This is a genomic window from Micromonospora sp. CPCC 205546, assembly GCF_036902715.1.
In the GTDB taxonomy this organism is placed as follows: domain Bacteria; phylum Actinomycetota; class Actinomycetes; order Mycobacteriales; family Micromonosporaceae; genus Micromonospora.
In genome coordinates this window covers 175,991-195,156 of record NZ_JBAKHL010000007.1, presented here as the reverse complement: position 1 = coordinate 195,156, position 19,166 = coordinate 175,991, and the positions used below count along the sequence as shown (strand labels likewise).

The 19,166-nt window shown below is 74.1% G+C and carries 18 protein-coding genes and 1 pseudogene; 2 read left to right on the top strand and 17 right to left on the bottom strand.

Going from position 1 to position 19,166, the window contains the following annotated elements:
* The 7 genes and pseudogenes from V6U77_RS30005 to V6U77_RS06610 form a co-directional block, all read right to left on the bottom strand.
* A pseudogene (locus V6U77_RS30005) lies at positions 1–154 on the bottom strand (5-carboxymethyl-2-hydroxymuconate semialdehyde dehydrogenase); the annotation flags it as partial.
* Between the two features lie 20 nt (positions 155–174).
* Positions 175–438, bottom strand: a complete 264-nt coding sequence (locus tag V6U77_RS06635) for a EutN/CcmL family microcompartment protein (RefSeq protein WP_334605301.1) — start codon at positions 436–438, stop codon at positions 175–177.
* Positions 425–763 (bottom strand): BMC domain-containing protein, encoded by a 339-nt coding sequence (locus V6U77_RS06630; protein ID WP_334605300.1) that lies wholly within the window; start codon positions 761–763, stop codon positions 425–427. The genes V6U77_RS06635 and V6U77_RS06630 overlap by 14 nt, the downstream gene beginning before the upstream one ends.
* Positions 764–786: 23 nt before the next feature.
* Entirely contained in the window at positions 787–1,077 is a 291-nt protein-coding gene (locus V6U77_RS06625; RefSeq protein ID WP_334605299.1) for a BMC domain-containing protein, read from the bottom strand.
* Positions 1,078–1,112: 35 nt separating this feature from the next.
* Positions 1,113–1,952: a 2-amino-5-chlorophenol 1,6-dioxygenase subunit alpha gene (locus V6U77_RS06620; protein WP_334605298.1), complete on the bottom strand. Its 840-nt coding sequence runs from the start codon at positions 1,950–1,952 to the stop codon at positions 1,113–1,115.
* Positions 1,945–2,928: a tRNA U-34 5-methylaminomethyl-2-thiouridine biosynthesis protein gene (locus tag V6U77_RS06615; RefSeq protein ID WP_334605297.1), complete on the bottom strand. Its 984-nt coding sequence runs from the start codon at positions 2,926–2,928 to the stop codon at positions 1,945–1,947. Before V6U77_RS06615 ends, V6U77_RS06620 begins: the two co-directional genes overlap by 8 nt.
* Entirely contained in the window at positions 2,925–4,943 is a 2,019-nt protein-coding gene (locus V6U77_RS06610) for a hydantoinase B/oxoprolinase family protein (protein WP_334605296.1), read from the bottom strand. The genes V6U77_RS06615 and V6U77_RS06610 overlap by 4 nt, the downstream gene beginning before the upstream one ends.
* 151 nt (positions 4,944–5,094) lie before the next feature.
* Between V6U77_RS06610 and V6U77_RS06605 the strand changes: the two genes are divergently transcribed.
* Positions 5,095–5,919: an IclR family transcriptional regulator gene (locus tag V6U77_RS06605; RefSeq protein WP_334605295.1), complete on the top strand. Its 825-nt coding sequence runs from the start codon at positions 5,095–5,097 to the stop codon at positions 5,917–5,919.
* 121 nt (positions 5,920–6,040) lie between these two features.
* Here the strand turns inward: V6U77_RS06605 and V6U77_RS06600 are convergent, their stop codons facing one another.
* The 8 genes from V6U77_RS06600 to V6U77_RS06565 are packed head-to-tail and all read right to left on the bottom strand — an operon-like array spanning position 6,041 to position 16,052.
* Entirely contained in the window at positions 6,041–7,660 is a 1,620-nt protein-coding gene (locus tag V6U77_RS06600) for a thiamine pyrophosphate-binding protein (protein ID WP_334605294.1), read from the bottom strand.
* Positions 7,657–8,418, bottom strand: a complete 762-nt coding sequence (locus tag V6U77_RS06595; RefSeq protein ID WP_334605293.1) for an enoyl-CoA hydratase/isomerase family protein — start codon at positions 8,416–8,418, stop codon at positions 7,657–7,659. Before V6U77_RS06595 ends, V6U77_RS06600 begins: the two co-directional genes overlap by 4 nt.
* Complete coding sequence (gene purB / locus V6U77_RS06590) at positions 8,415–9,773, bottom strand: adenylosuccinate lyase (RefSeq protein ID WP_334605292.1); 1,359 nt, start codon at positions 9,771–9,773, stop codon at positions 8,415–8,417. The genes V6U77_RS06595 and purB overlap by 4 nt, the downstream gene beginning before the upstream one ends.
* Complete coding sequence (locus tag V6U77_RS06585) at positions 9,773–11,350, bottom strand: class I adenylate-forming enzyme family protein (protein WP_334605291.1); 1,578 nt, start codon at positions 11,348–11,350, stop codon at positions 9,773–9,775. The genes purB and V6U77_RS06585 overlap by 1 nt, the downstream gene beginning before the upstream one ends.
* Positions 11,351–11,353: 3 nt before the next feature.
* The gene (locus V6U77_RS06580) at positions 11,354–13,363 is read right to left on the bottom strand and encodes a hydantoinase/oxoprolinase family protein (RefSeq protein WP_334605290.1); all 2,010 of its coding nucleotides are present in this window, start codon (positions 13,361–13,363) and stop codon (positions 11,354–11,356) included.
* Positions 13,364–13,417: 54 nt separating this feature from the next.
* The gene (locus V6U77_RS06575) at positions 13,418–14,245 is read right to left on the bottom strand and encodes an ABC transporter permease (protein WP_334605289.1); all 828 of its coding nucleotides are present in this window, start codon (positions 14,243–14,245) and stop codon (positions 13,418–13,420) included.
* Entirely contained in the window at positions 14,242–15,135 is an 894-nt protein-coding gene (locus V6U77_RS06570; RefSeq protein WP_334605288.1) for an ABC transporter ATP-binding protein, read from the bottom strand. The genes V6U77_RS06575 and V6U77_RS06570 overlap by 4 nt, the downstream gene beginning before the upstream one ends.
* Positions 15,132–16,052, bottom strand: a complete 921-nt coding sequence (locus V6U77_RS06565) for an ABC transporter substrate-binding protein (RefSeq protein ID WP_334605287.1) — start codon at positions 16,050–16,052, stop codon at positions 15,132–15,134. Before V6U77_RS06565 ends, V6U77_RS06570 begins: the two co-directional genes overlap by 4 nt.
* A 485-nt stretch (positions 16,053–16,537) precedes the next feature.
* Between V6U77_RS06565 and V6U77_RS06560 the strand changes: the two genes are divergently transcribed.
* A complete protein-coding gene (locus V6U77_RS06560) occupies positions 16,538–17,308 on the top strand; it encodes a MaoC/PaaZ C-terminal domain-containing protein (RefSeq protein ID WP_334605286.1) in 771 nt (256 codons plus the stop codon).
* Between the two features lie 84 nt (positions 17,309–17,392).
* Here the strand turns inward: V6U77_RS06560 and V6U77_RS06555 are convergent, their stop codons facing one another.
* Entirely contained in the window at positions 17,393–18,682 is a 1,290-nt protein-coding gene (locus V6U77_RS06555) for an RNA polymerase sigma factor (RefSeq protein ID WP_334605285.1), read from the bottom strand.
* 5 nt (positions 18,683–18,687) lie between these two features.
* Positions 18,688–19,029, bottom strand: a complete 342-nt coding sequence (locus V6U77_RS06550; protein ID WP_334605307.1) for a YciI family protein — start codon at positions 19,027–19,029, stop codon at positions 18,688–18,690.
* Positions 19,030–19,166 lie beyond the last annotated feature (137 nt).

The following is a 19,166-nucleotide window of genomic DNA, read 5'->3' as shown; positions in this document are numbered from 1 at the left end:
CCACCTCGAACACCGGCTCACCCGTCACCGGACTACGCTTGACGAACCGCCGCCCACCCCCGACGAACTCACCACCGACGAAGTTGCGCAGGGTCGGTGGGGCGGCGCTCGGGTGGCCGTCGCGCAGGCTCACCGGCCAGGATGACTCGGGCATGGTCAGGTGTCCCTTCCGGTTCAGGTGGTGGGTTCGGTCCGCTCGCTGCCGGGGTCGGCGACGAGCGCGACCACGGCGGCGTCCACGGTGGGTTGGCCGGTCACCGCCGCCGCGGCCTCGTCGGTGACGACCAGGACGGTGGTGCCGACGCCGACGTTCAGGGGGTCGACGGCGACCAGGTCGGGCCCGTCGCCGCGCGGCCGGACCAGCACGAGGCGCCGGCCCTGCAACGCCGGCAGGATGCGGTCGGCCCACACCTTGCCGACTACCTCACCGAGCACCATCGGTTTCTCCTCGCAGGCCGGCGATGACCTCACGGATGCGGGACGGTTCGGGCGCGTCCAGCAGTGCCGCGGTGGTCGGGTGGGGCTTCGGGTAGACCTGGGAGCTGCGCAGCTCGCCGTGGGCGCGGATGGCGGCCTCCCCGGCGGAGACGGCCTGGCGTACGGCGGCGAGGGTGCCCCGGACGGCGACCGCGAGGTAGCCGCTGGTGACCCGTTCCACGGCCACGCACCGGACGTCGGCGGTCTTGATCATGGCTTCGATCCCCGCCGAGAGCGCCACCAGGCCGCGTGTCTCGACGATTCCGATCGCGATGTCGGAGGACATGTCTGATTCTCCTTACCCGGTTGTCAGTTGCCGACGAGCTCAGGTTCGGCCGCCAGCGCGCTCACGGCGTCGCAGGGGCTGGCGAAGACGATCGAGCGCACCGAGCGGCTGCGCACCCGGGCGGTCTCCTCGCCGATGTCCACCGCCTCCTCGACGGTGGCGAGGTCACCGCGGACGGCGACGGCGACGATGCCGCCGCCGAGGCGTACGACCTTCGTCACCTCGACCTCGGTGGCCTTCACCATCGCGTCGACGGCATCGAAGATGGGGGTGAAACCTTCGGCTTCCACGAAGCCCACGGCCACGTTTCGCATGTCTGCTCCTTGCTCTGGTTGCGGGTCGGCTCCGGTCAGGGACGGTCGGGCAGGTTCCAGGACAGGACGGCGGCGCCGGTGCCCCAGATCGGGCCGTACGAGTGCAGCTGTGCCGGGCCGCTCGCGGCGCCGGTCCCGGCGGCGAACGCGAGGGCCCGGAACTGGCTGTCCGCCTGCGCCTGCCGGGCGTAGTCCTCGCGGATCGCGAGTGCCTCGTCGACCTTGCCGGCGGTGAGCAGGTCGAGTACGCGGGTGTTCCACTGGTCGTGCGCGGGCGCGCCGATGTGGTCCTGCCCGGGCTCGATCCACTGCTGGATCAGTCCGGAGGACAGGCCGCTCACGACCACGACGGCGGCGCGGACGCCGGCCTCGCGGGCGGCCGCGGCGCCGGCTCGCCCGACGTCGGCGACGGTGTCGGCATCGGCGTACAGGTTGCAGGAGACCTGCGCCCAGCGCAGCTTGCGCTCCGGGTCGAGCAGCGCCGAGGTGACGATGGTGCCGGCGTCGATCGGGAAGCCCTCGTAGCGGGTGCGGCGCGCCTGCTTGCCGTCGGCCTGCACCCGGTCGGCCCACCGCTCGCTGAACTCCACGTCGAAGCGCAGGTCGTAGCGGAGCAGGCCGTAGTCGTAGGCGTACCAGTTCTCGTCGACGTGTTCGCCGCGCGGGTTGGGGTCGCACTGGAACTGGTGGCCGAGGACGGTGAACCACTGCGTGGACAGCAGCAGGACGACGTCCGGCTCCAGCCGGCGCAGCCGCTCCCCCACGTCGCGTGCCGCCGCGGCCAGCGCCTTCCAGCTCGGTGCGGGATCCTTCGCCAGCAGGTGGGGCATGCCGGGCAGGAGCGCCCCGGCGACGATTCCGGTCCGGTCAGCCATGGGGGCTCCCCTCGGGCAGCCACTCGACGACGGCGTTGCCGGTGCCGATGATCGTGCCGTAGCCGAGCACGTCACCGGCGACCTTGGGCCAGCCCATCGCGGCGAGCAGCCAGGTGAGGCTGCCGGCCTTCGTCTCCGACGCGGTGGCCTCGATGTGTTCGGTGATGAGTTCCCGCAGCGGGGCGGTCGGTCCCCGGCGGATCGCTTCGAGCAGCTTCATGTCCCACCGGTACTGGTGGTTGTTGTACGGGTGTTCGCGTTCCATGTCCTCCGGCAGGTCCGGCTCCTCGTGCCAGTGCAGGTGCGACAGGGAGTTGGAGGCGAGCAGCACGGCGCGGCGGCCGGTGGCCTCGACGGCGCGGCGGGTGGCCTCGCCGAGCACCTCCATCTCCTCCAGCGACGCGTCGGAGTAGAAGTACGGGTTGTTGTTCGCCGACAGGGACACCACGGGGATGTCCCACGCGGGGTTGACCAGGTGCAGGGCGCCGATGGTGGCGTAGTCGACGCGTACCCGGGGGTCGCGCATCGCGCGGGTGACCAGGCCGAGGCCGCTGGCCTCCTCGACGATGGCCTCGCCGAGCTCGACGTCGGTGCGGAAGTCGTAGCGGTAGCGGAAGAGGTGCGGGAAGATCGGCTCCACGGAGATGCCGCGCGGGTTCGGCACGCAGTTGACGTGGTGGCCGACCATCGTGATCCAGTGCGGGGCGTGCACGATCAGCACGTCGGGGCGGTGCACCTCCTGGATGCGCCGGCGCAGCCGCTCGTAGGCCCAGCGCAGCGTCTCCCAGCCGCCGATGGAACGGGGCTCGTTCTGCGGCGGGTTCTCCGCGTAGATCAGGTGGGGCGGGTGCGGGCTGAGGCAGCCGGCGACGATGCCGGCCCGCGCCGGTGTGGGCTGCGGGGCCGGGGCGTTGCCGGCGCCGCCACCGGTGCGGGGTTTGGTGGTCGCCACCGGCACCCGGAAGACCTTGCTCATGACCGTCCCTCCCCGGTGAGGACGCGCACGTACGCGCGGTGCTCGGCGGTGGCGCCGAGGATCCGCATCCCGTCGTCGTCGAGGGCTATCTCGTCGGCGGCGAGCGCGGCGTCGTGGCGCAGCCAGGCCCGCAGTGGCGCCGGGTGCACGCCGTGCAGCTCGACGAGGCTCTCCTCGGCCAGGCCGCTGCCGGGCGCGACGTAGGCCAACCGGCGCTGGCCGCGCCGCCCGGTGTAGGCGGGCCGGTCGATGGTGGTGAGGCGCAGCCAACTCCGTTCGTCCCGCAGCCGCTGGCGCAGCTCGGCGGTGGCGGCGCGGTCGGCCTCGCCGTCGCCGTCGAGGGCCACGCCGTAGCGCCGGCGGGCCTCGTCGTCGGTCAGGTAGTCCTGGCGGACGTCCTCGGCGACGGCTTCGGGGGCGCGGTCCAGGGGGTCGCCCCAGCCGCCACCGCCGGCGGACTCCATGACCAGCACGTCCCCGGCGCGCATGGGGAAGCCGGCGATCTTGCCGGGGGTGTCGAAGTCGACCCGTCGGCCGTCGGCGCGGCGCAGGTGGGTGACCGTCGGCGCGCCGGGGCCGCCGTGGCGCAGCCCGTACGGGGGGACGGTGGTGCGGTCGGTCTGCACCGAGTACGACCCGCCGCTGGCCAGCAGCCGGGTCTCCCGCCGGCTGCCGAGGCCACCGCGGTGGGTACCGTCTCCGCAGGAGCCGGCGCGCAGCTCGCAGGCCTCGACCAGGATCGGGATCTCGGTCTCCAGCCGCTCGACGGACTGGATGGTGGAGATGTCGCCGAGGTCGACCGGGTTCATCGCGCTGGGGCCGTCGGATTCGAGGAATCCGCCGTTGCCGCCGGCCGGGTAGTCGTAGTAGAGGTAGGGCTGACCGGTGTGCTCGTCCACGCCGCCGATGAGGTTCTGGAAGGTGGTGCCGAACTGGTCGGCGGCGATGAGGTCGGGTGCCACCTGGCTCAGCGCGGCCATCACCGCGGAGATGACCCGCTTGCGGACCTCGCTGTGGGCGTTGGCCGGGGCGGGGTAGCTGACGTGCACCACCGTGCCGGGCTCGGTGAGCACCCGCAGGGGCCGGAACGCGCCGTGGTTGACCAGCCCGCCGGGGTCGAGGGCGGACTTGACGGCGATGAACACCCCGGCGACGGTCATCGCCCGCGACGAGTTGACCACGGCGGCGACCTGGGTGGAGGAGCCCCGGAAGTCGGCTTCGATCTCGTCGCCGTCGACGGTCAGCCGGCAGCGCACGATCGCGGCGTCGTAGTCGCCGTCGGTGTAGAGGTCGAGGTAGTCCTCGTAGTGGTAGGTGCCGTCGGGCAGCGACCGGATCATGTCGCGCAGCCGCTGCTCGGTGCGGTCCATGTTGGCCGCGACGCAGTCGAGGATCAGCCCGGTGCCCCAGCGGTCGACGAGTTCCTTCAGCCGTCGTTGCGCGGTGTGGCAGGCGGCGATGCTGGATTCGAGGTCGCCGCGGCGTTCCTCGGCCATCCGGACGTTGGCGAAGAGGATGTCGAAGGCGGCCCGGTTGGGGCGGCCCTCCTCGATCAGCTTGATCGGCGGGATCCGCAGCCCCTCCTGCAGGATCTCGGTGGCCTGGCCGGAGACGCTGCCGGGGGTCATGCCGCCGATGTCGGCCCAGTGCATCCGGACGCAGGGGAAGAGGAACAGCTCCCCGTCGACGAAGACCGGGCTGATCAGGGTGACGTCGTTGAGGTGGCTGCCGCCCCGGTACGGGTCGTTGACGATGTAGAGGTCTCCGGGGCGCATCTCGGCGGCGAAGTCGGCGAAGATCTCGGCCACCGAGGCCGGCATGGCGATGACGTGTCCCGGCATGTCCCGGCCCTGGGCGACCATCTGCCCGGAGGGGTCGAAGAGTGCGCAGGAGAAGTCCTGGGCGTCGGCGATCACCGGCGAGTGCGCGGTACGGAAGATCGTCTGCCGCATCTCGCGGACGATCGAGATGAGACTCTCGGTGACGACTTCCAGGTCGATCGGATTCACAGTCATGCGGATGCCTCACTGGGTTCCGGTGTCGGTCCGAATCTGCCGCCGGGAGGACCTGGACTGGTCAGGGCGAGTGGACCACCGTGCGTTGGACCATCATGTGGTCCTAGAGTTATATTATGAAACCTAGCAGCCGGAAAGGCAGGTAAGCAAGATGTCGTACGCCACTGACCCGACGCCCGACGAGGGCGTCGCCCCCCGCGAGTCGGGCACCCAGGCGCTGGACCGCGCCCTGGGCGTCCTGCTGGCCTTCCGGGGTGACGCCGTCGAGCGCAAGGTCAGCGACGTCAGCCGCGAACTGGGCCTGCACAAGTCCACGGCCAGCCGGCTGTTCCGCGCGCTGGCCGACGCCGGCTTCCTGCAACGCAACGAGGAGAACGGCACCTACCGCCTCGGCGTCGCCGTCTTCGAGCTGGGCGCCCGCTTCCTCGCCGGCATCGACCTGCACGCCCTGGCCCGTCCGCTGCTGCACCAGCTCGCCGAACGGGAGGGCGAGAGCGTCAACCTCGCCGTCCTGGAGGGCTCCGACGCCATCTCGCTCTACGTCGTGCAGGGCACCCGCAACGTGCAGCTCGTCTCCCGGCTCGGCCGGCGCATCCCCCTGTGGTGCAGCGCGGCCGGCAAGGCGCTGCTCGTCGACCACGACGACGACGCCCTGCGCGCCCTGCTCGCCACCGTGCCGTTCACGGGCCTGACCAGCAACACCATCACCGACCTGGACACCTTCGTGGCGCACATGGCCACCGTGCGGCAGCAGGGCTGGGCCCTCAACGACCAGGAGAGCGAGCACGGGCTGCGGGTGGTGGCCGCCCCGGTGCGCGACCGGCGCGCACGGGTGACCGCCGCGATCAGCATCTCCGGGCCGATCTTCCGGCTGGACGACACCCGCACCCGGGAGCTGGCCGACGCCGCCTGCCGCACCGCCGAGGAGCTGTCCCGGCAGCTCGGCCACGGCTTCGGCGACCGGTGGGGCGACTGACCGCGCCGCCCACGCACCGGTCACCGCGCGCCGACGCGCGGCGGCAGGCCCACGAGATCGGCCACCGCCGCCGCGCCGGCACCGGGTCGGGTGCCGGCGCGGCGCGGCGGGGCGTACGCCGTCAGAACCGCTCCTGGGTGACCTCGGGCAGGACCCGCACGTGCAGCACCGCCGGCCCGGTCACCGGCAGCGCCGCGTCGAGGGCCGCCTCGGCGCTCACCTCGTCGGTGACCGTCCAGGCCGGTACCCCCAGGGACCGGGCCACCGCCGCCAGGTCGCGCGCCGGGAACCGGGCCAACGCCGGGTCGACCCCGCGCGGGGCGAACTTTCGCACCTCCGCGCCGTAGCCGCCGTCGTCGATGACGACCAGCAGCACGGGTGCCCCGGTCCGGGCCAGGGTGTCCAGCTCACCGAGGCCGGTGAGCAGGCTGCCGTCGCCCTCGAAGGCGACCACCGGCCGCTCCGGGCGACCCACTGCGGCCCCGACGGCGTACGGCAGGCCGACGCCGATGCTGCCGAACTCCCAGGGCGCGATGAACGCGCGGTCCACGGCCGACGAGTCGAGCAGCAGGTTCGGCCAGCCGCCGAACTGCCCCACCCCGACCACCGTGGTACGCCGGGCGGGCAGCCGCCGGGCGCAGATCCGCAGGAACGCCCGGGGGTCGATCCCCGCCGCCCCCTCGACGAACTCGATGCCGTCGAACGGGTCGGCCGCGGCGATCTCCGCGGCCAGGGCGGGGCTACGCCAGCCCGGGCGCTCGAGCGGCTCGAGCCGGGCCGTCACGGCGCGCGCGGTGACCGCGGCGTCCCCGACGATCCCCAGGTCGACGGGCCAACGCGCCCCCAGTGCCCGCGCGTCGACGTCGACCGCGACCACCCGCGCGCCGGGAAAGAGCGCGCCGTGGTCGGCCGTCCACCGGTTGAGTCCGGCACCGAAGGTGACCACGAGATCCGCCTCGGCCAGCACCCGCCGGGTCAGCGGGCGGGCCAGTCCCCCGGCCACCCCCAGGTGGTAGGGGTGGCCGGCGAAGAGCCCGGCGGCCAGCACGGTGGTGGTGAGCACCGCGCCGCACCAGTCGGCGAGCCGGCGTACGTCGTCCGCCGCCGCCTCGGCGCCCCGCCCGGCCAGCAGCACCGGGCGGCGGGCGGTGGCCAGCAGGCCGACCAGCTCCACGACCGCCGCGTCGGTGGGCGCCGGCGACGCGGGCCGGTACGCGACGACCGCCGGCGCGGGCGCGGCACCGGCCGGCACCGGCTCGTCCTGCAGGTCGATGGGGACGTCGAGGACCACCGGGCCGGGCCGTTCGACGGCGGCGCGGAACGCCAGGGCGACGTCGCGGGCCGCCGTGGCCGGCGACGTCACGGGCACGAACGTCCCGGCGGTGGCCAGCGCGAACGGCTGCTGCGGGAAGCTCTGCACGTGCAGCGGATCGCCCGGCGGGGTGTCACCGGCGATCAGGACCAGCGGCGTGCCGGCCTGCCGGGCGATGGTCAACGCGGCGCCGGCGACCGCCAGGCCGGGGCCCTGGGTCACGGTGACGACGCCGCACCGGCCGGTGGCGCGGGCCCAGCCGTCGGCCATCATCACCGCGGCGTTCTCGTTGCGGGCCGCCACGAACCGGACGCCGTGGCGCTGCACCAGGTCCGCGACCAGGAACATGTTCGCGTCGCCGAGCAGCCCGAAGATCGTGTCGACCCCGTGCGCCACCACCGCGTCGGCGATCGCCTCGCCGGCCCTCACCGGGTGTCCCTTGCGAGGTAGTCGCCGGCGGGGCGCAGCGCCACGCTCAGCGCGCCGAGGTAGGAGTCGTTGGCGGCGGCCTCGAACCGGGGCCCGGCCAGGCGGGCGGCCCGCTTGGTCATCGAGCGCCCCACCGGGGAGGTGGCCAGCAGCCGCTCGGCGGTGTCGGTGGTGGCGGCGGCGAGCCGCCCCGGGTCCACCACCTCAATCACCAGTCTCAGCTCGCGCAGCTCGTCGGCGGGGATCCGCTCGCCGAGCAGCAGCCAGCGCTTGGCCAGGTCGGCGCCGACGAGGTCGGCGAGGATCGCCATGCCGCTCCAGGTCAGCGGGATGCCGAAGCCCACCTCCGGGAAGGTCGCGAAGCAGGTGTCGGCGGCCAGCCGCAGGTCGCTGGCCAGTCCCAGCACCGCGCCGGAGCCGATGGCCGGGCCGTTGAACGCCGTGAGGGTGGTCTGCTCCAGCCGGTACCACCGCTCGACCAGCTCGGCGGTGCGGCGCTGCACCGACATCGTGGTCCGGGCGTCGAGGGTGGCCAGCTCACGCAGGTCGGTGCCGGCGCAGAACGCGCTGCCCGCGCCGGTGAGCACGACCACCTCGGTGCGGTCGTCCCGGGCCAGCTCGTGCAGCACGTCCTCGAAGCGGGCGAGCATCACCAGGTCGAAGCTGTTGCGCCGGGCGGGCCGGTTCAGCGTCACCCGGGCCAGGCGCCCGTCGCGGTGCAGCAGCACGGATTCCTCGGCACGGTGTGCGTCGGTCATGGCGACTCCGAGTTCAGTAGGGCGCGGTCGACCAGCGCGGCGGCGTGGCCGACGTACGACAGCGGGTCCAGCAGGCCGGCGAGTTCCGCCGCGGGCAGGGCGGCGGCCACCTCGGGGTCGGCGCGCAGCGCCTCGGCGAACGGGCGGCCCTGCTCGAGGCTGTCGCGGACGATCCGCATGACCAGGTGGTGGGCCCGTTCCCGGCCGAGCGGGCCGGCCAGGCGCAGCATCACCGCCTCGGAGAGCACGAGCCCGCCGGTGAGGTCGAGGTTGGCGCGCATCCGGTCGGGGTTGACGCCCAGGTCGCCGAAGACGTCGACCAGTCGCTGCAACGCGCCGCCGAGCAGGATGAAGCACTCCGGCAGCAGCTTCCACAGCGTCATCCCGACGCCCATGTCCCGGTCGTCCTGGGCGACCATGGTCTGCAACGCCAGGGGCACCTGGGCGCGCAGGGTGCCGGCGGCGGCGATCACCGCCTCGCAGCGGATCGGGTTGCGCTTGTGGGGCATGGTGCTGCTGCCGACCTGGGTGGCGCGCTGCGACTCGTACGCCTCGCCGACCTCGGTGCGGCCGAGGAAGTAGATCTCCCGGGCCAGCTTCTCGGCGCTGGCCGCGACGAGGCCGAAGACCATCAGGCACTCGGCGAAGCGGTCCTGGGTGGCGTGCCAGGGGGTGTCGGCGACGCCGAGGCCGAGGTCGGCGGCGACGGCGTGCTCCAGCGCGAACGCCTGGGCGCCGTAGCCGGCCATCGTGCCGGCCGCGCCGCCCATGCTGGTCACCAGCAGCCGCTGCCGCAGTTGCCGCAGCCGGGCGCGGTGGCGTTGCAGCTCGCTCTGCCACACGGCGCAGCGCAGGCCGAACGTGGTCGGCAGCGCCTGCTGGCCGTGGGTGCGGGCGGCCATCGGGGTGGCGCGGTGGCGCAACGCCAGCCGGCGCAACGCCCGGACCAGTTCGTCGACCTGCCGTTGCACGATGTCCAGGCCGTCGCGGGCGCGCAGGACGAAGCCGGTGTCCATCACGTCCTGCGTGGTGGCGCCGAGGTGCACGTAGCGCCCGGCGTCGCCGGGGCAGGCGGCGGTGAGCGCGCGCACCAGCGGCACCAGGGGGTGCACGGTGTCGGCGGCGTCGGCGGCGAGCATCGCCGTGTCGAGCCGGTCGACGCGGGCGGCCTCGGTGATCGCCTGCGCGGCGGCGGACGGGATGATGCCCAGTTTCGCCTGGCCCCGGGCGAGGGCGGCCTCGACGTCGAGCCAGGACTGCATGAGCTGCCGGTCGTTGAAGACCCCACGCATCTCGGCGTTGCCGAAGAAGCTGGTGACGGTCAGCGAGTCCAGGAAGCACGATCCGAGCTGCATCAGCGTTCCCCCTCCGCGACGAGCAGTTCCCGCGCGGCCCGCCGGTCGACCTTCCCGGAGGGCAGCAGCGGCAGGTCGGCGACCGTACGGATCAGGGTCGGCACCTTGTGCCGGGCCAGCCGTCCGGTGGCGTCGCGGGCGAGCCGGTCGACGTCGCAGTGCCCGCCCGGGACGGTCACGACCAGGGCCGCGACCTCCTCCCCCCACCGGGTCGACGGCACACCGAGGACGCACACCCGGGCCACGGCCGGGTCGTCGGCGAGCACGGCCTCGACCTCGGCGGGGTGCACGTTCTCGCCGCCGCGGATGATCAGTTCCTTGATCCGGCCGGCCAGGGTGAGGACCCGCTCGTCGCTCAGCGCGCCCAGGTCGCCGGTGCGCAGCCAGCCGTCGCTGGTGATGGTGGCGGCGGTGGCGAACGGGTCGTCGGCGTAGCCGTCGGTGACCGAGTCGCCGCGTACCAGCAGCTCACCGACCTGCCCGGCGGGCAGCGGGGCGCGGGTGGCGGGGTCGACCACGGTGGCCTCAAGGGCCGGCAGGACGCGTCCGACGGTGCTCCCGGGCGCCCCGCAGGTCCCGTCGCCGGGATCCAGGCTGATCGTCGGGCCGGCCTCGGTCTGGCCGTAGACGACCGCCACCCGCTCCAGGTCGAGGGCCCGGCGGGTGCGGGTGACCAGCGCCGGGGCGCAGGTGGCGCCGCCGAGGAAGCCGACCCGCAACGACGACAGGTTCCAACGTCCGGGGTCCTGCTCGACGCGGTCGCAGAGCATCGACGCCATGGTGGGTACGGCCTGCAGGACCGTGCACGCGTGCTTCTCGATCTGGTCGAGCACCGGCTCGGTGCGGAACCTGCGGGTGGAGACCCACAGCGCGCCCGTCACGAGCGCCAGCATCGCCCCGCTGCCGAGGCCCGCCGCGTGGGCCAGCGGCAGCGGCGAGGCGATCCGGTCGTCGGCGCGCAGCCGGGCCGCCTCGGCCGTCCAGGCCGCGTTGGCCAGCAGGTTGCCGGCGCTCAGCGACACCATCTTGGCCGGGCCCGTGGAGCCGGAGGTGAACTGGATGTTGCAGGCGGCGTCCGGGTCGCCGACGGGCGGCGGGACCCGGTCGTCCCAGCCGGGCAGCCCCGCCAGCGCGGCCGCGCCCAGGTCCGCGCCGAGCACGTGCCAGCCGTCCGGGCGCTCGCCGGGCGGCAGCCCCGCCAGGGCCTGGGTGACGGTGGCCGGGCCGTGCCGGTCGCGGACCCGCTCGGCGAGGTAGAGCCGCCGTGGCCGGGCGCGCGCCAGGGCCGCGGTCAGCTCGGGCCCGGTGAGGCCGGGGTGCAGGGTGGTCAGTGCGGCGCCCCGCCAGGCCGCGGCGGCCAGCAGCACCAGCCAGGCCAGCCCGTTCTCGGCCCAGACCGCGATCCGGTCGCCGCGGCCGACGCCCTGGGCCGCCAGGACGGCGGCGGCCCGGCCGGCGAGGTCGGCGAACTCCCCCGTGGTCACCGGCCGGTCCGGGTCGTCGAAGACGTACAGGGCGCGGTCGGGCTGCCGGGCGGCGCGCTCCAGCACGGTGAGGTCGAGGGCTGGCGGGGTCACGGATCACTCCTTGGTCAGCAGCAGGTTTCCGTGCTCGTCGACCGTGGCGGTCCAGCCGCCGCCGACGACGGTGGTGCTGCCGTTCTCCCGCACGACGGCGGGACCGGCGACGGCACAGCCGGGGCCCAGGTCGGCGCGGCGCCACACGCTCGCCTCGACCCAGCCGCCCGTGCGGTAGAGACGGGTCGTGCCGGGCTGCGCCGGGCCGGCGGTCGGGGCGGCGAAGCGTACCGCCGGGCGTGGCCCGAACGCGGTGAGCCGGCAGTTGACGATCTCGGCGGGGTGGTCGGAGCGGGTGTAGGCGTACCGCTCGGCGTAGGCCTCGTGGAAGGCGGTCACCAGGTCGTCGGCGCTCGCCGGCAGCTCGGCCAGGGCGACGGCGAGGTCGAAGCTCTGCCCCCGGAACCGCATGCCGACCGACAGGCCGAAGCTGACCTGGTCGGTCTCCACGCCGTCCTCGGCCTTGAGCTGGGCCAGGGCGGTGTCGCGCAGGTCGGCCAGGGCCGCCCGGACGGCCGCGAGGCCGTCGTCGTCGGCGGGCACCAGCACGGTACGCACGTAGTCGTGGCGGGCCTGGGCGGTGACGAAGCCGAGCGCGGAGAAGTTGCCCGGCACCGGCGGGACGAGGACCCGGCGGATGCCGAGCTCGTCGGCGAGGTCCGTGGCGTGCATCGGGCCGGCGCCGCCGAAGGGCATCAGCACGAAGTCGCGCGGGTCGTGGCCGCAGGCCACCGAGATCTCCTTGATCGCGCTGGTCATCTTGACCGTGGCGAGGGTGAGGATGCCGCGTGCCAGTTCCAGCTCGTCGAGGCCGAACGTGCCGGCCAGTCCGGCCAGCGCGGCCCGGGCCGCGTCGGGGTCGAGCGGCACCTCCCCGCCCAGGCTCTCGCTCGGGTCGAGGTGGCCGACGAGCAGGTGCGCGTCGGTGGTGGTCGGCTCGGTGCCGCCCCGACCGTAGGCGGCCGGGCCGGGGGTCGAGCCGGCGCTGCGCGGCCCGACCCGCAGTTCCCCGCCCAGGTCGCGCCAGGCGATCGAGCCGCCGCCGGCGCCGATGGTGTTGATCTCGACCTGGAAGGTCCGGTTCGGGTAGCCGGCGATCTTCCCGTCGTTGGTCATCAACGGGCTGCCGTTCTTGATCAGGCAGACGTCCGTGCTGGTGCCGCCGATGTCGCAGGTGATGACGTTCGGGTAGCCGGCGAGCGAGGCCAGGTGCACGGTGGCGGCGACGCCGCCGGCGGGCCCGGAGAGGGCCAGGTTGATCGGCAACCGGCCGGCCTCGTCGGTGGAGACGACACCGCCGCTGCTCGTCATGATCGACAGGGGGTGGGCGTAGCCGCCGTCGGCGAGGGCGTCGCCGAGTCCGCGCAGGTAGTCGGCGACGGTGGCCCGCACGCTGGCGTTGAGCACGGTGGTGGCGAACCGCTCGTACTCGCCCTGCTCCGGCACCACGTCCGAGGAGACGGTGCAGACCAGGCCGGGGTGCCGCTCCGCCAGCCGCCGCGCCGCGGCCCGCTCGTGGGCGGGATTGCGGTACGAGTGCAGCAGGCAGACCGCCACCGCCCGGGGCCCGGCGGTCGCCACCCGGTCGAGCGCCTCGTCCAGCTCGTCGGCGTCCAGCGGCCGTACGACGCTGCCGTCGGCGCCGATGCGCTCGCGCAGCACGTGCCGGTGCTGGCGCGCGACGAGCGGCGGCCGGGCGCTCTCCTTGACGCTGTAGAGGCGGGGCCGGTGTCCGAGGCCCATCTCCAGCACGTCCCGGAAGCCCTCGGTGGCCAGCACGGCCACCGGCTCGCCGGAGCCTTCGAGCAGCGCGTTGGTCACCCGGGTCGTGCCGTGCACGAACCGGTCGACCGTGTCCAGGCTGACGCCGAGCTTGGCCAGCCCCTCGAAGATGGCCGCCGCGGGGTCGTGCGGGGTGGAGAGGGTCTTGGCCTCGGCGAGCCGGGCGGTGGCCGGCTCGTAGACGATGACGTCGGTGAAGGTGCCACCGATGTCGACGCCGATGCAGAGCATGGCGAGCCTTTCGGGTAGGGGTGGATGGCGTCGGCGACGGTGCGGACCGGGTCGCTAGAACGTGACGCCGTAGCGGCGCAGGGTCCGTCCCGTGACCAGACGCAGGATCCAGTCGAAGAGGTAGCCGAGCAGTCCCAGGGCGATGATGCCGACGAAGACCCACTCGGTCTTGGCGTAGTTGCGCGCCGTCCAGATCAGCGATCCCAGGCCGCTCTGGGCGGCGACGATCTCGGCGGAGACGATCGTCAGGAACGAGTTGCCCATCGCCAGGCGGGCGCCGGTGACCACGTGCGGCACCGTCGACGGCAGCACGACCGAGACCAGGCTGCGCACCGGACCGGCGCCCAGCGCGCGGGCCGCCCGCATCCGGATCTCGTTGACCGACAGCACCCCGGCCAGGGTGTTGAGGGCGACGATGAAGACGGTGGTGTAGAAGATCAGCGCGACCTTCGACGCCTCCCCCGGCCCGAGCCAGATGATGGCCAGGGTGACGAAGGCGATCGGCGGCACGAAGCGGAAGAACTGGATGTACGGGTCGAGCATCAGCCGCAGCCAGGGGATGCAGCCCATCAGCAGACCCATCGGTACGCCGACGAGCACACCGAGCAGCCAGCCGGTGAGGATGCGGGTCGAGGACGCGCTGACGGAGTCCCACAGGGTTCCGTCCCGGACGAGTTCGACCGCGCCGTCGAGGGTGAGCAGCGGCGAGGGCAGGAAGAAGGCGGTGTAGTTGCGGCTGACGAGGTCCCAGATCAGCACGCCGAGCAGCACCGACAGGACCGACAACCCGATCCGGGTCAGCCGGGGCCAGCGGTTGCGGCGCGGGGTGGGCGGCGCCGACGCCCGGGTGCGGTCGGGGACGGTGGGCGCTTCGACGGTCATGGCCCCTCCTTCCGGTCGCCGCCCGCGTGGTCGACGCCGGGCCGGCCGTCGTGGCCGTCGTCGAGCCCCTGGGCGCGCAGCGTCCGGGCCACCTCGGTGCCGATGTCCTCGCGCAGCTCGCGGAAGAGCGCCGCGCAGGCCGGGTCGGTCAGGTCGCGGGGCCGCGGCAGGTCACAGCGGTAGTCCTTCTTGATGGCCGCCGACGGGCCCGCCGTCATGGTGACGATCCGGTCGCCGAGCAGGATCGCCTCGCCGATGTCGTGGGTGACGAAGACGATGGTGGCGCCGGTCTCGCGCCAGATCCGGTCGAGCTCGACCTGCATCACCAGCCGGGTCTGGGCGTCCAGCGCGCCGAACGGCTCGTCCATCAGCACGACCGAGGGGTCGTTGGCCAGGACCCGGGCCAGCTGGGCACGCTGGCGCATGCCGCCGGAGAGCTGCTCGGGGAACCGTTCGGCACTGTGCCCCAGACCGACCATCGCCAGGTACCGCTCGACGACCGCGTCGCGCTGGGCCTTGGGCACGCCACGCATCTGCGGACCGAAGGCGACGTTCTGCCGTACGGTCAGCCAGGGGAACAGCGCCTCGGCGCTCTGGAAGACCACGCCCCGCGACACGTCCGGCCCGGTCACCGGCTCGCCGCCGCAGGTCACCTCGCCGGCCGCCGGGCGGACGAACCCGGCGACCGCGTTGAGCAGGGTGGACTTGCCGCAGCCGCTCGGACCGAGCAGGCAGACCAGCTCGCCGGCGGCGATGTCGAGGCTCGCGCCGCTGACGGCGACGAACTCGCCGAAGCGGATGTCGACGTCGCGGATGCGGATCGGGGAGCCGGCACGCTCGGCGGGCGGGCCGGCGGGGGTGGTGGCGGGGGCGGTGCCGTTGACTGTCACGCCACCCCCTTGACCATGACGGTCGCCGGGTCGGCCTTCTGGGTGACGATCTTGCTGTCCTGCTGGAACTGGGCGATCTCGCCGTAGCGCTTGAGGTCGTCGTCGGTGAAGTCGCGGACCTGGCACTGGACGCCCTCCAGCAGCTTCTGCGCCTCCGCCGCCGGCACCTTGATGGCCTTCTCGGTGACCGTGCCCGCCTTGGCGGGGTCGCTGGTGAGCTGCTCGCACGCCTGGCCGATGGTCTGGACGACCTTCTTGGCGGCCTCCTTGTTGGCCTCGTACCAGGCGCCGTCGACCCCGATCACCAGGTTGTAGACGTAGCCGATGTCGCCGCTGGTCAGCAGGACCTTGCCGCCGTTGGCGACGCCGCGCGACGGCCACGGCTCCCACATGATGTAGCCGTCCACGTCGCCGCGCTGCAGCAGGGCCGGCATCTCGGCGGGCGAGGCGTTGACGAACTCGACGGACTCCCGGCTGATGCCGCGCGCCGCGAGGACCTTGTTGGTGGCGTACTCGTTGACCGTGCCGGGGACGACGCCGTACTTCTTGATGCCGGCCACGTCGGCGACGCCGGCGCGCGCGACGAGCTTGATGAAGCTGGGCGACTGGGAGAAGACCGCGAGGCCCTTGATGTCTCCCCGGGTGGCCCGGTTGAGCAGGCTGGACTCGGTGCTCGCGGTGAACTGGCCCTGCTTGGCCAGGATCGCGTCGAGGCCACCGGTGCCCTCCTGGAACTGGGTGACGGTGACGTTCAGGCCGTTGGCCTGGAACAGCTTCTCCTGGTCGGCGAGGTAGATCGGGGAGTACGCCGGGTCGACGCCCACGCCGAAGTTGACCGCCACCGAAGGGGCCGCCTCGCCGCCGCCGGACTCGGTCGGGCTCTGGTTCTCCGCGCAGGCCGCAACGGCGGCGGTCACCAGCAAGGCTGCTACCGCAGCGCGCAATGCTCGCATTCTCATGGCTACCCCAGATACCTAGCGGCTCATATTATGGTTACCGTTGCTTAATATGGGACGCTACTGCCGGACCGTGGGCTCAGTCAAGAGATTCGCCCTCACCTTCCTGCAACAGACAGTAGCCGTCGATCATCTCCAACCGTCGGGTCGAATCCTCGACCGCAAACCGGGAGCCCGATGAACACGCTGGACAAAGGGGTCGATGCCGGCCGTCCGGATCCACCACCTACCGGACGAACGGCGACACCGATTACATTCCGTAGTCACGCCGGCGGCGGGGGCGGTCGGATCCCCGCCACCGGCACCCGAGCCCGTGGGGCGGCCACGCCGGCGGCCCGCGCGCGCGGCCGAGCGGCGCCGGGCCGATGAGCGCACCGGGCGGAGGGCGTCCGCTGCCGGCACTCGTCGGACTGCGCACGTCGCTGCACCGTGCGTGGAGCCCGACCGTGGCCATCCTCTACGCCCTCGGGGTCGGGGCGGGACAGCGCGACCCCGCCGCGGACCTGCGCTTCACCACCGAGAACTCCACCGGGCACCCGCAACGGGTGCTGCCGACCTTCGCCAGCGTGCTCGCCGCCGACCCGCCGCCACTGGGCGACCCCGCCGCGGTCCGGCACGCGGAGGAGGCGGTGACCCTGTACCGCCCGCTGCCGCCGGCCGGGCGGGTGCACGCCTCCGCCGCCGTCGCGGCGCTGCACGACCAGGGCAGCGGCGCCCTGGTCGAGCAGGTGACCCGGCTGCGCGACCCGGCCGGCACGGTGGTGGCGACCGTACGCCGGGGCATGTTCGTCATCGGCGCCGGCGGGTTCGGCGGGCGCCGCGCCCGGCCCGCCCTGTGGCGCGCACCGGCCCACCCGCCCGAGCACCGGCTCGCCGCGCCGATCCGCCCGGACCAGGCGCTGCTCTACCGGCTCAGCGGCGACCGCAACCCGCTGCACTCCGATCCCACCGTCGCCGGGCGGGCCGGGCTGCCCCGGCCGATCCTGCACGGCCTGTGCACCTTCGGCTTCGCCGGCCGGCTCCTGCTGCCCCTCGTCGGCGACGACCCGACGCGCGTGCGGCACGTGCGGGCCCGCTTCAACGCCCCGCTGCTGCCCGGCGACACCCTGACCGTGCTCGCCTGGCGGCGCCCGTACGGCGTGGTCTTCCAGGGCACAGACGCCGCCGGGCGGGTCGTCCTGGACCGGGGCGTGCTCGTGGTCGCCGCCGCGCGGTGACCGCACCCCGGATCCGGCCGCACGGCGCGCTGCCCGGCGGGGGCGCGCCGTGCGGCAGGCCGACGACGTCGCAGCCGGACGCCGTCACGCCTCCGACGCGCCGTGCCGCCCGATCGCGTCCAACCGGCGGCGCAGCAGGGCCCGCTCGGGTTCGGTGCCGGCCAGCGCGACCGCCTCCCGGTACGCCTCGGCGGCCTCGGCGTGCCGGCCGAGGCGGTGCAGCAGGTCGGCCCGGGCCGCCGGAAACGGATGGTGGCCGCGCAGCAGCGGCTCGTCGGCCAGCTCGTCCAGCAACGCCAGGCCCGCCCCGGGGCCGTCGCGCATCGCCACGGCGGCGGCCCGGTTCAGCGCCACCACCGGCGACGGCGCGAGGGCGAGCAGCACGTCGTAGAGCGTGACGATCTGCGGCCAGTCGGTGCCGGCGAGGTCCGCCGCCTCGACGTGCAGTGCGGCGATCGCGGCCTGCACGCCGTACGGGCCGGGTGGGCCGCCGGTCAGCGCGACGGGCAGCAGGTCGAGGCCCTCGGCGATCATCGGGCGGTCCCAGCGGCCACGGTCCTGCTCGTCGAGCAGCACCAGCTCGCCGTCGGGGCCGGTGCGGGCGTCGCGGCGGGCGTGCACGAGCAGCATGAGCGCCAGCAGCCCGGCGGCCTCCCGCTGGGCGGGCAGCAGCCGGCGCAGGATCCGGGCGAGCCGGATGGCCTCCTCGGCGAGGTCGAGCCGTTGCAGGAGCGGGCCCTGGCTGGCCGCGTAGCCCTCGGTGAAGATCGAATAGACGGCCTGCAGCACGCCCGGCAGCCGCTGGGGCAGCTCGCCCGCGTCCGGCACGCGGAACGGGATGCGGGCCTCGTGGATCTTCTTCTTCGCCCGCGTGATCCGCTTGGCCATCGTCGCCGTCGGCACCAGGAAGGCGCGGGCGACCTCGGGCGTGCTCAGCCCGGCCAGGTAGCGCAGGGTCAGCGCCCCGCGGTCCTCGGCCGCGAGCGCGGGATGCGCGCAGGTGAAGAAGAGCTGCAGCCGCTCGTCCGGCAGTTCGCCACCCGAGCCGGGGGCCGGGGCCGGTCCGGCCCGCTCCGCCTCCGCCTGGAGGATGGCCAGCCGCGCGGCGAGGGCCCGGTCCCGGCGCAGCCGGTCGACCGCCCTGCGCCGTGCCGTGGTCATCAGCCAGGCACCGGGCCTGGGCGGCACGCCGTCGACCGGCCATCGCGCCAGCGCCACCTCGACGGCCTCGGAGGTGACCTCCTCGGCCAGGTCGAGGTCGCCGAAGCGGCGGACGAGGGCCGCCAGCAGCAGACCGCGTTCCTCCCGGAACACCGCCTCCACCGCCGCCGGCGCCTCGTCCGTCCGCCCGTTGCCGGCGGGCGCTTCGCCCACCGCCCTCAGCCCCCGAAGTCGGCGACCGGCCGGACGACGACGGAGCCGCCCCCGCGCGCCCCGGGGCAGCGCGCCGCCCAGTCGAGGGCGACGTCGAGGTCCGGCACGTCGATCACGTAGAAGCCGCCGAGGATCTCGCGGGTCTCCGCGAACGGCCCGTCCGTCACGGTCCGCCTGTCGTCCTGGCCGACCCGGACGGTGGTGGCGGTCACCAGGTCCGCCAGCGACTCGCCGGAGACCAGGATCCCCGCCTCGCGCACCTGCTGGTCGTACGCCATCCAGTCCCCGACCTCGCAGCCGGCGGCGCCGCCGTCCGCGTCGACCGCCCCGGCCTGGATGAGCAACATGTACTTCACGATCCGACTCCCCTTCCGTGTCGCGTCACCCGTCGCGGTGACGCCGTACGACCTCACTACGGACGGGGGACGGCCGATTGGACACCCGTCCGGATTTTCTTTCCGCCGGGTCCGGCGGCGGGCGCGGC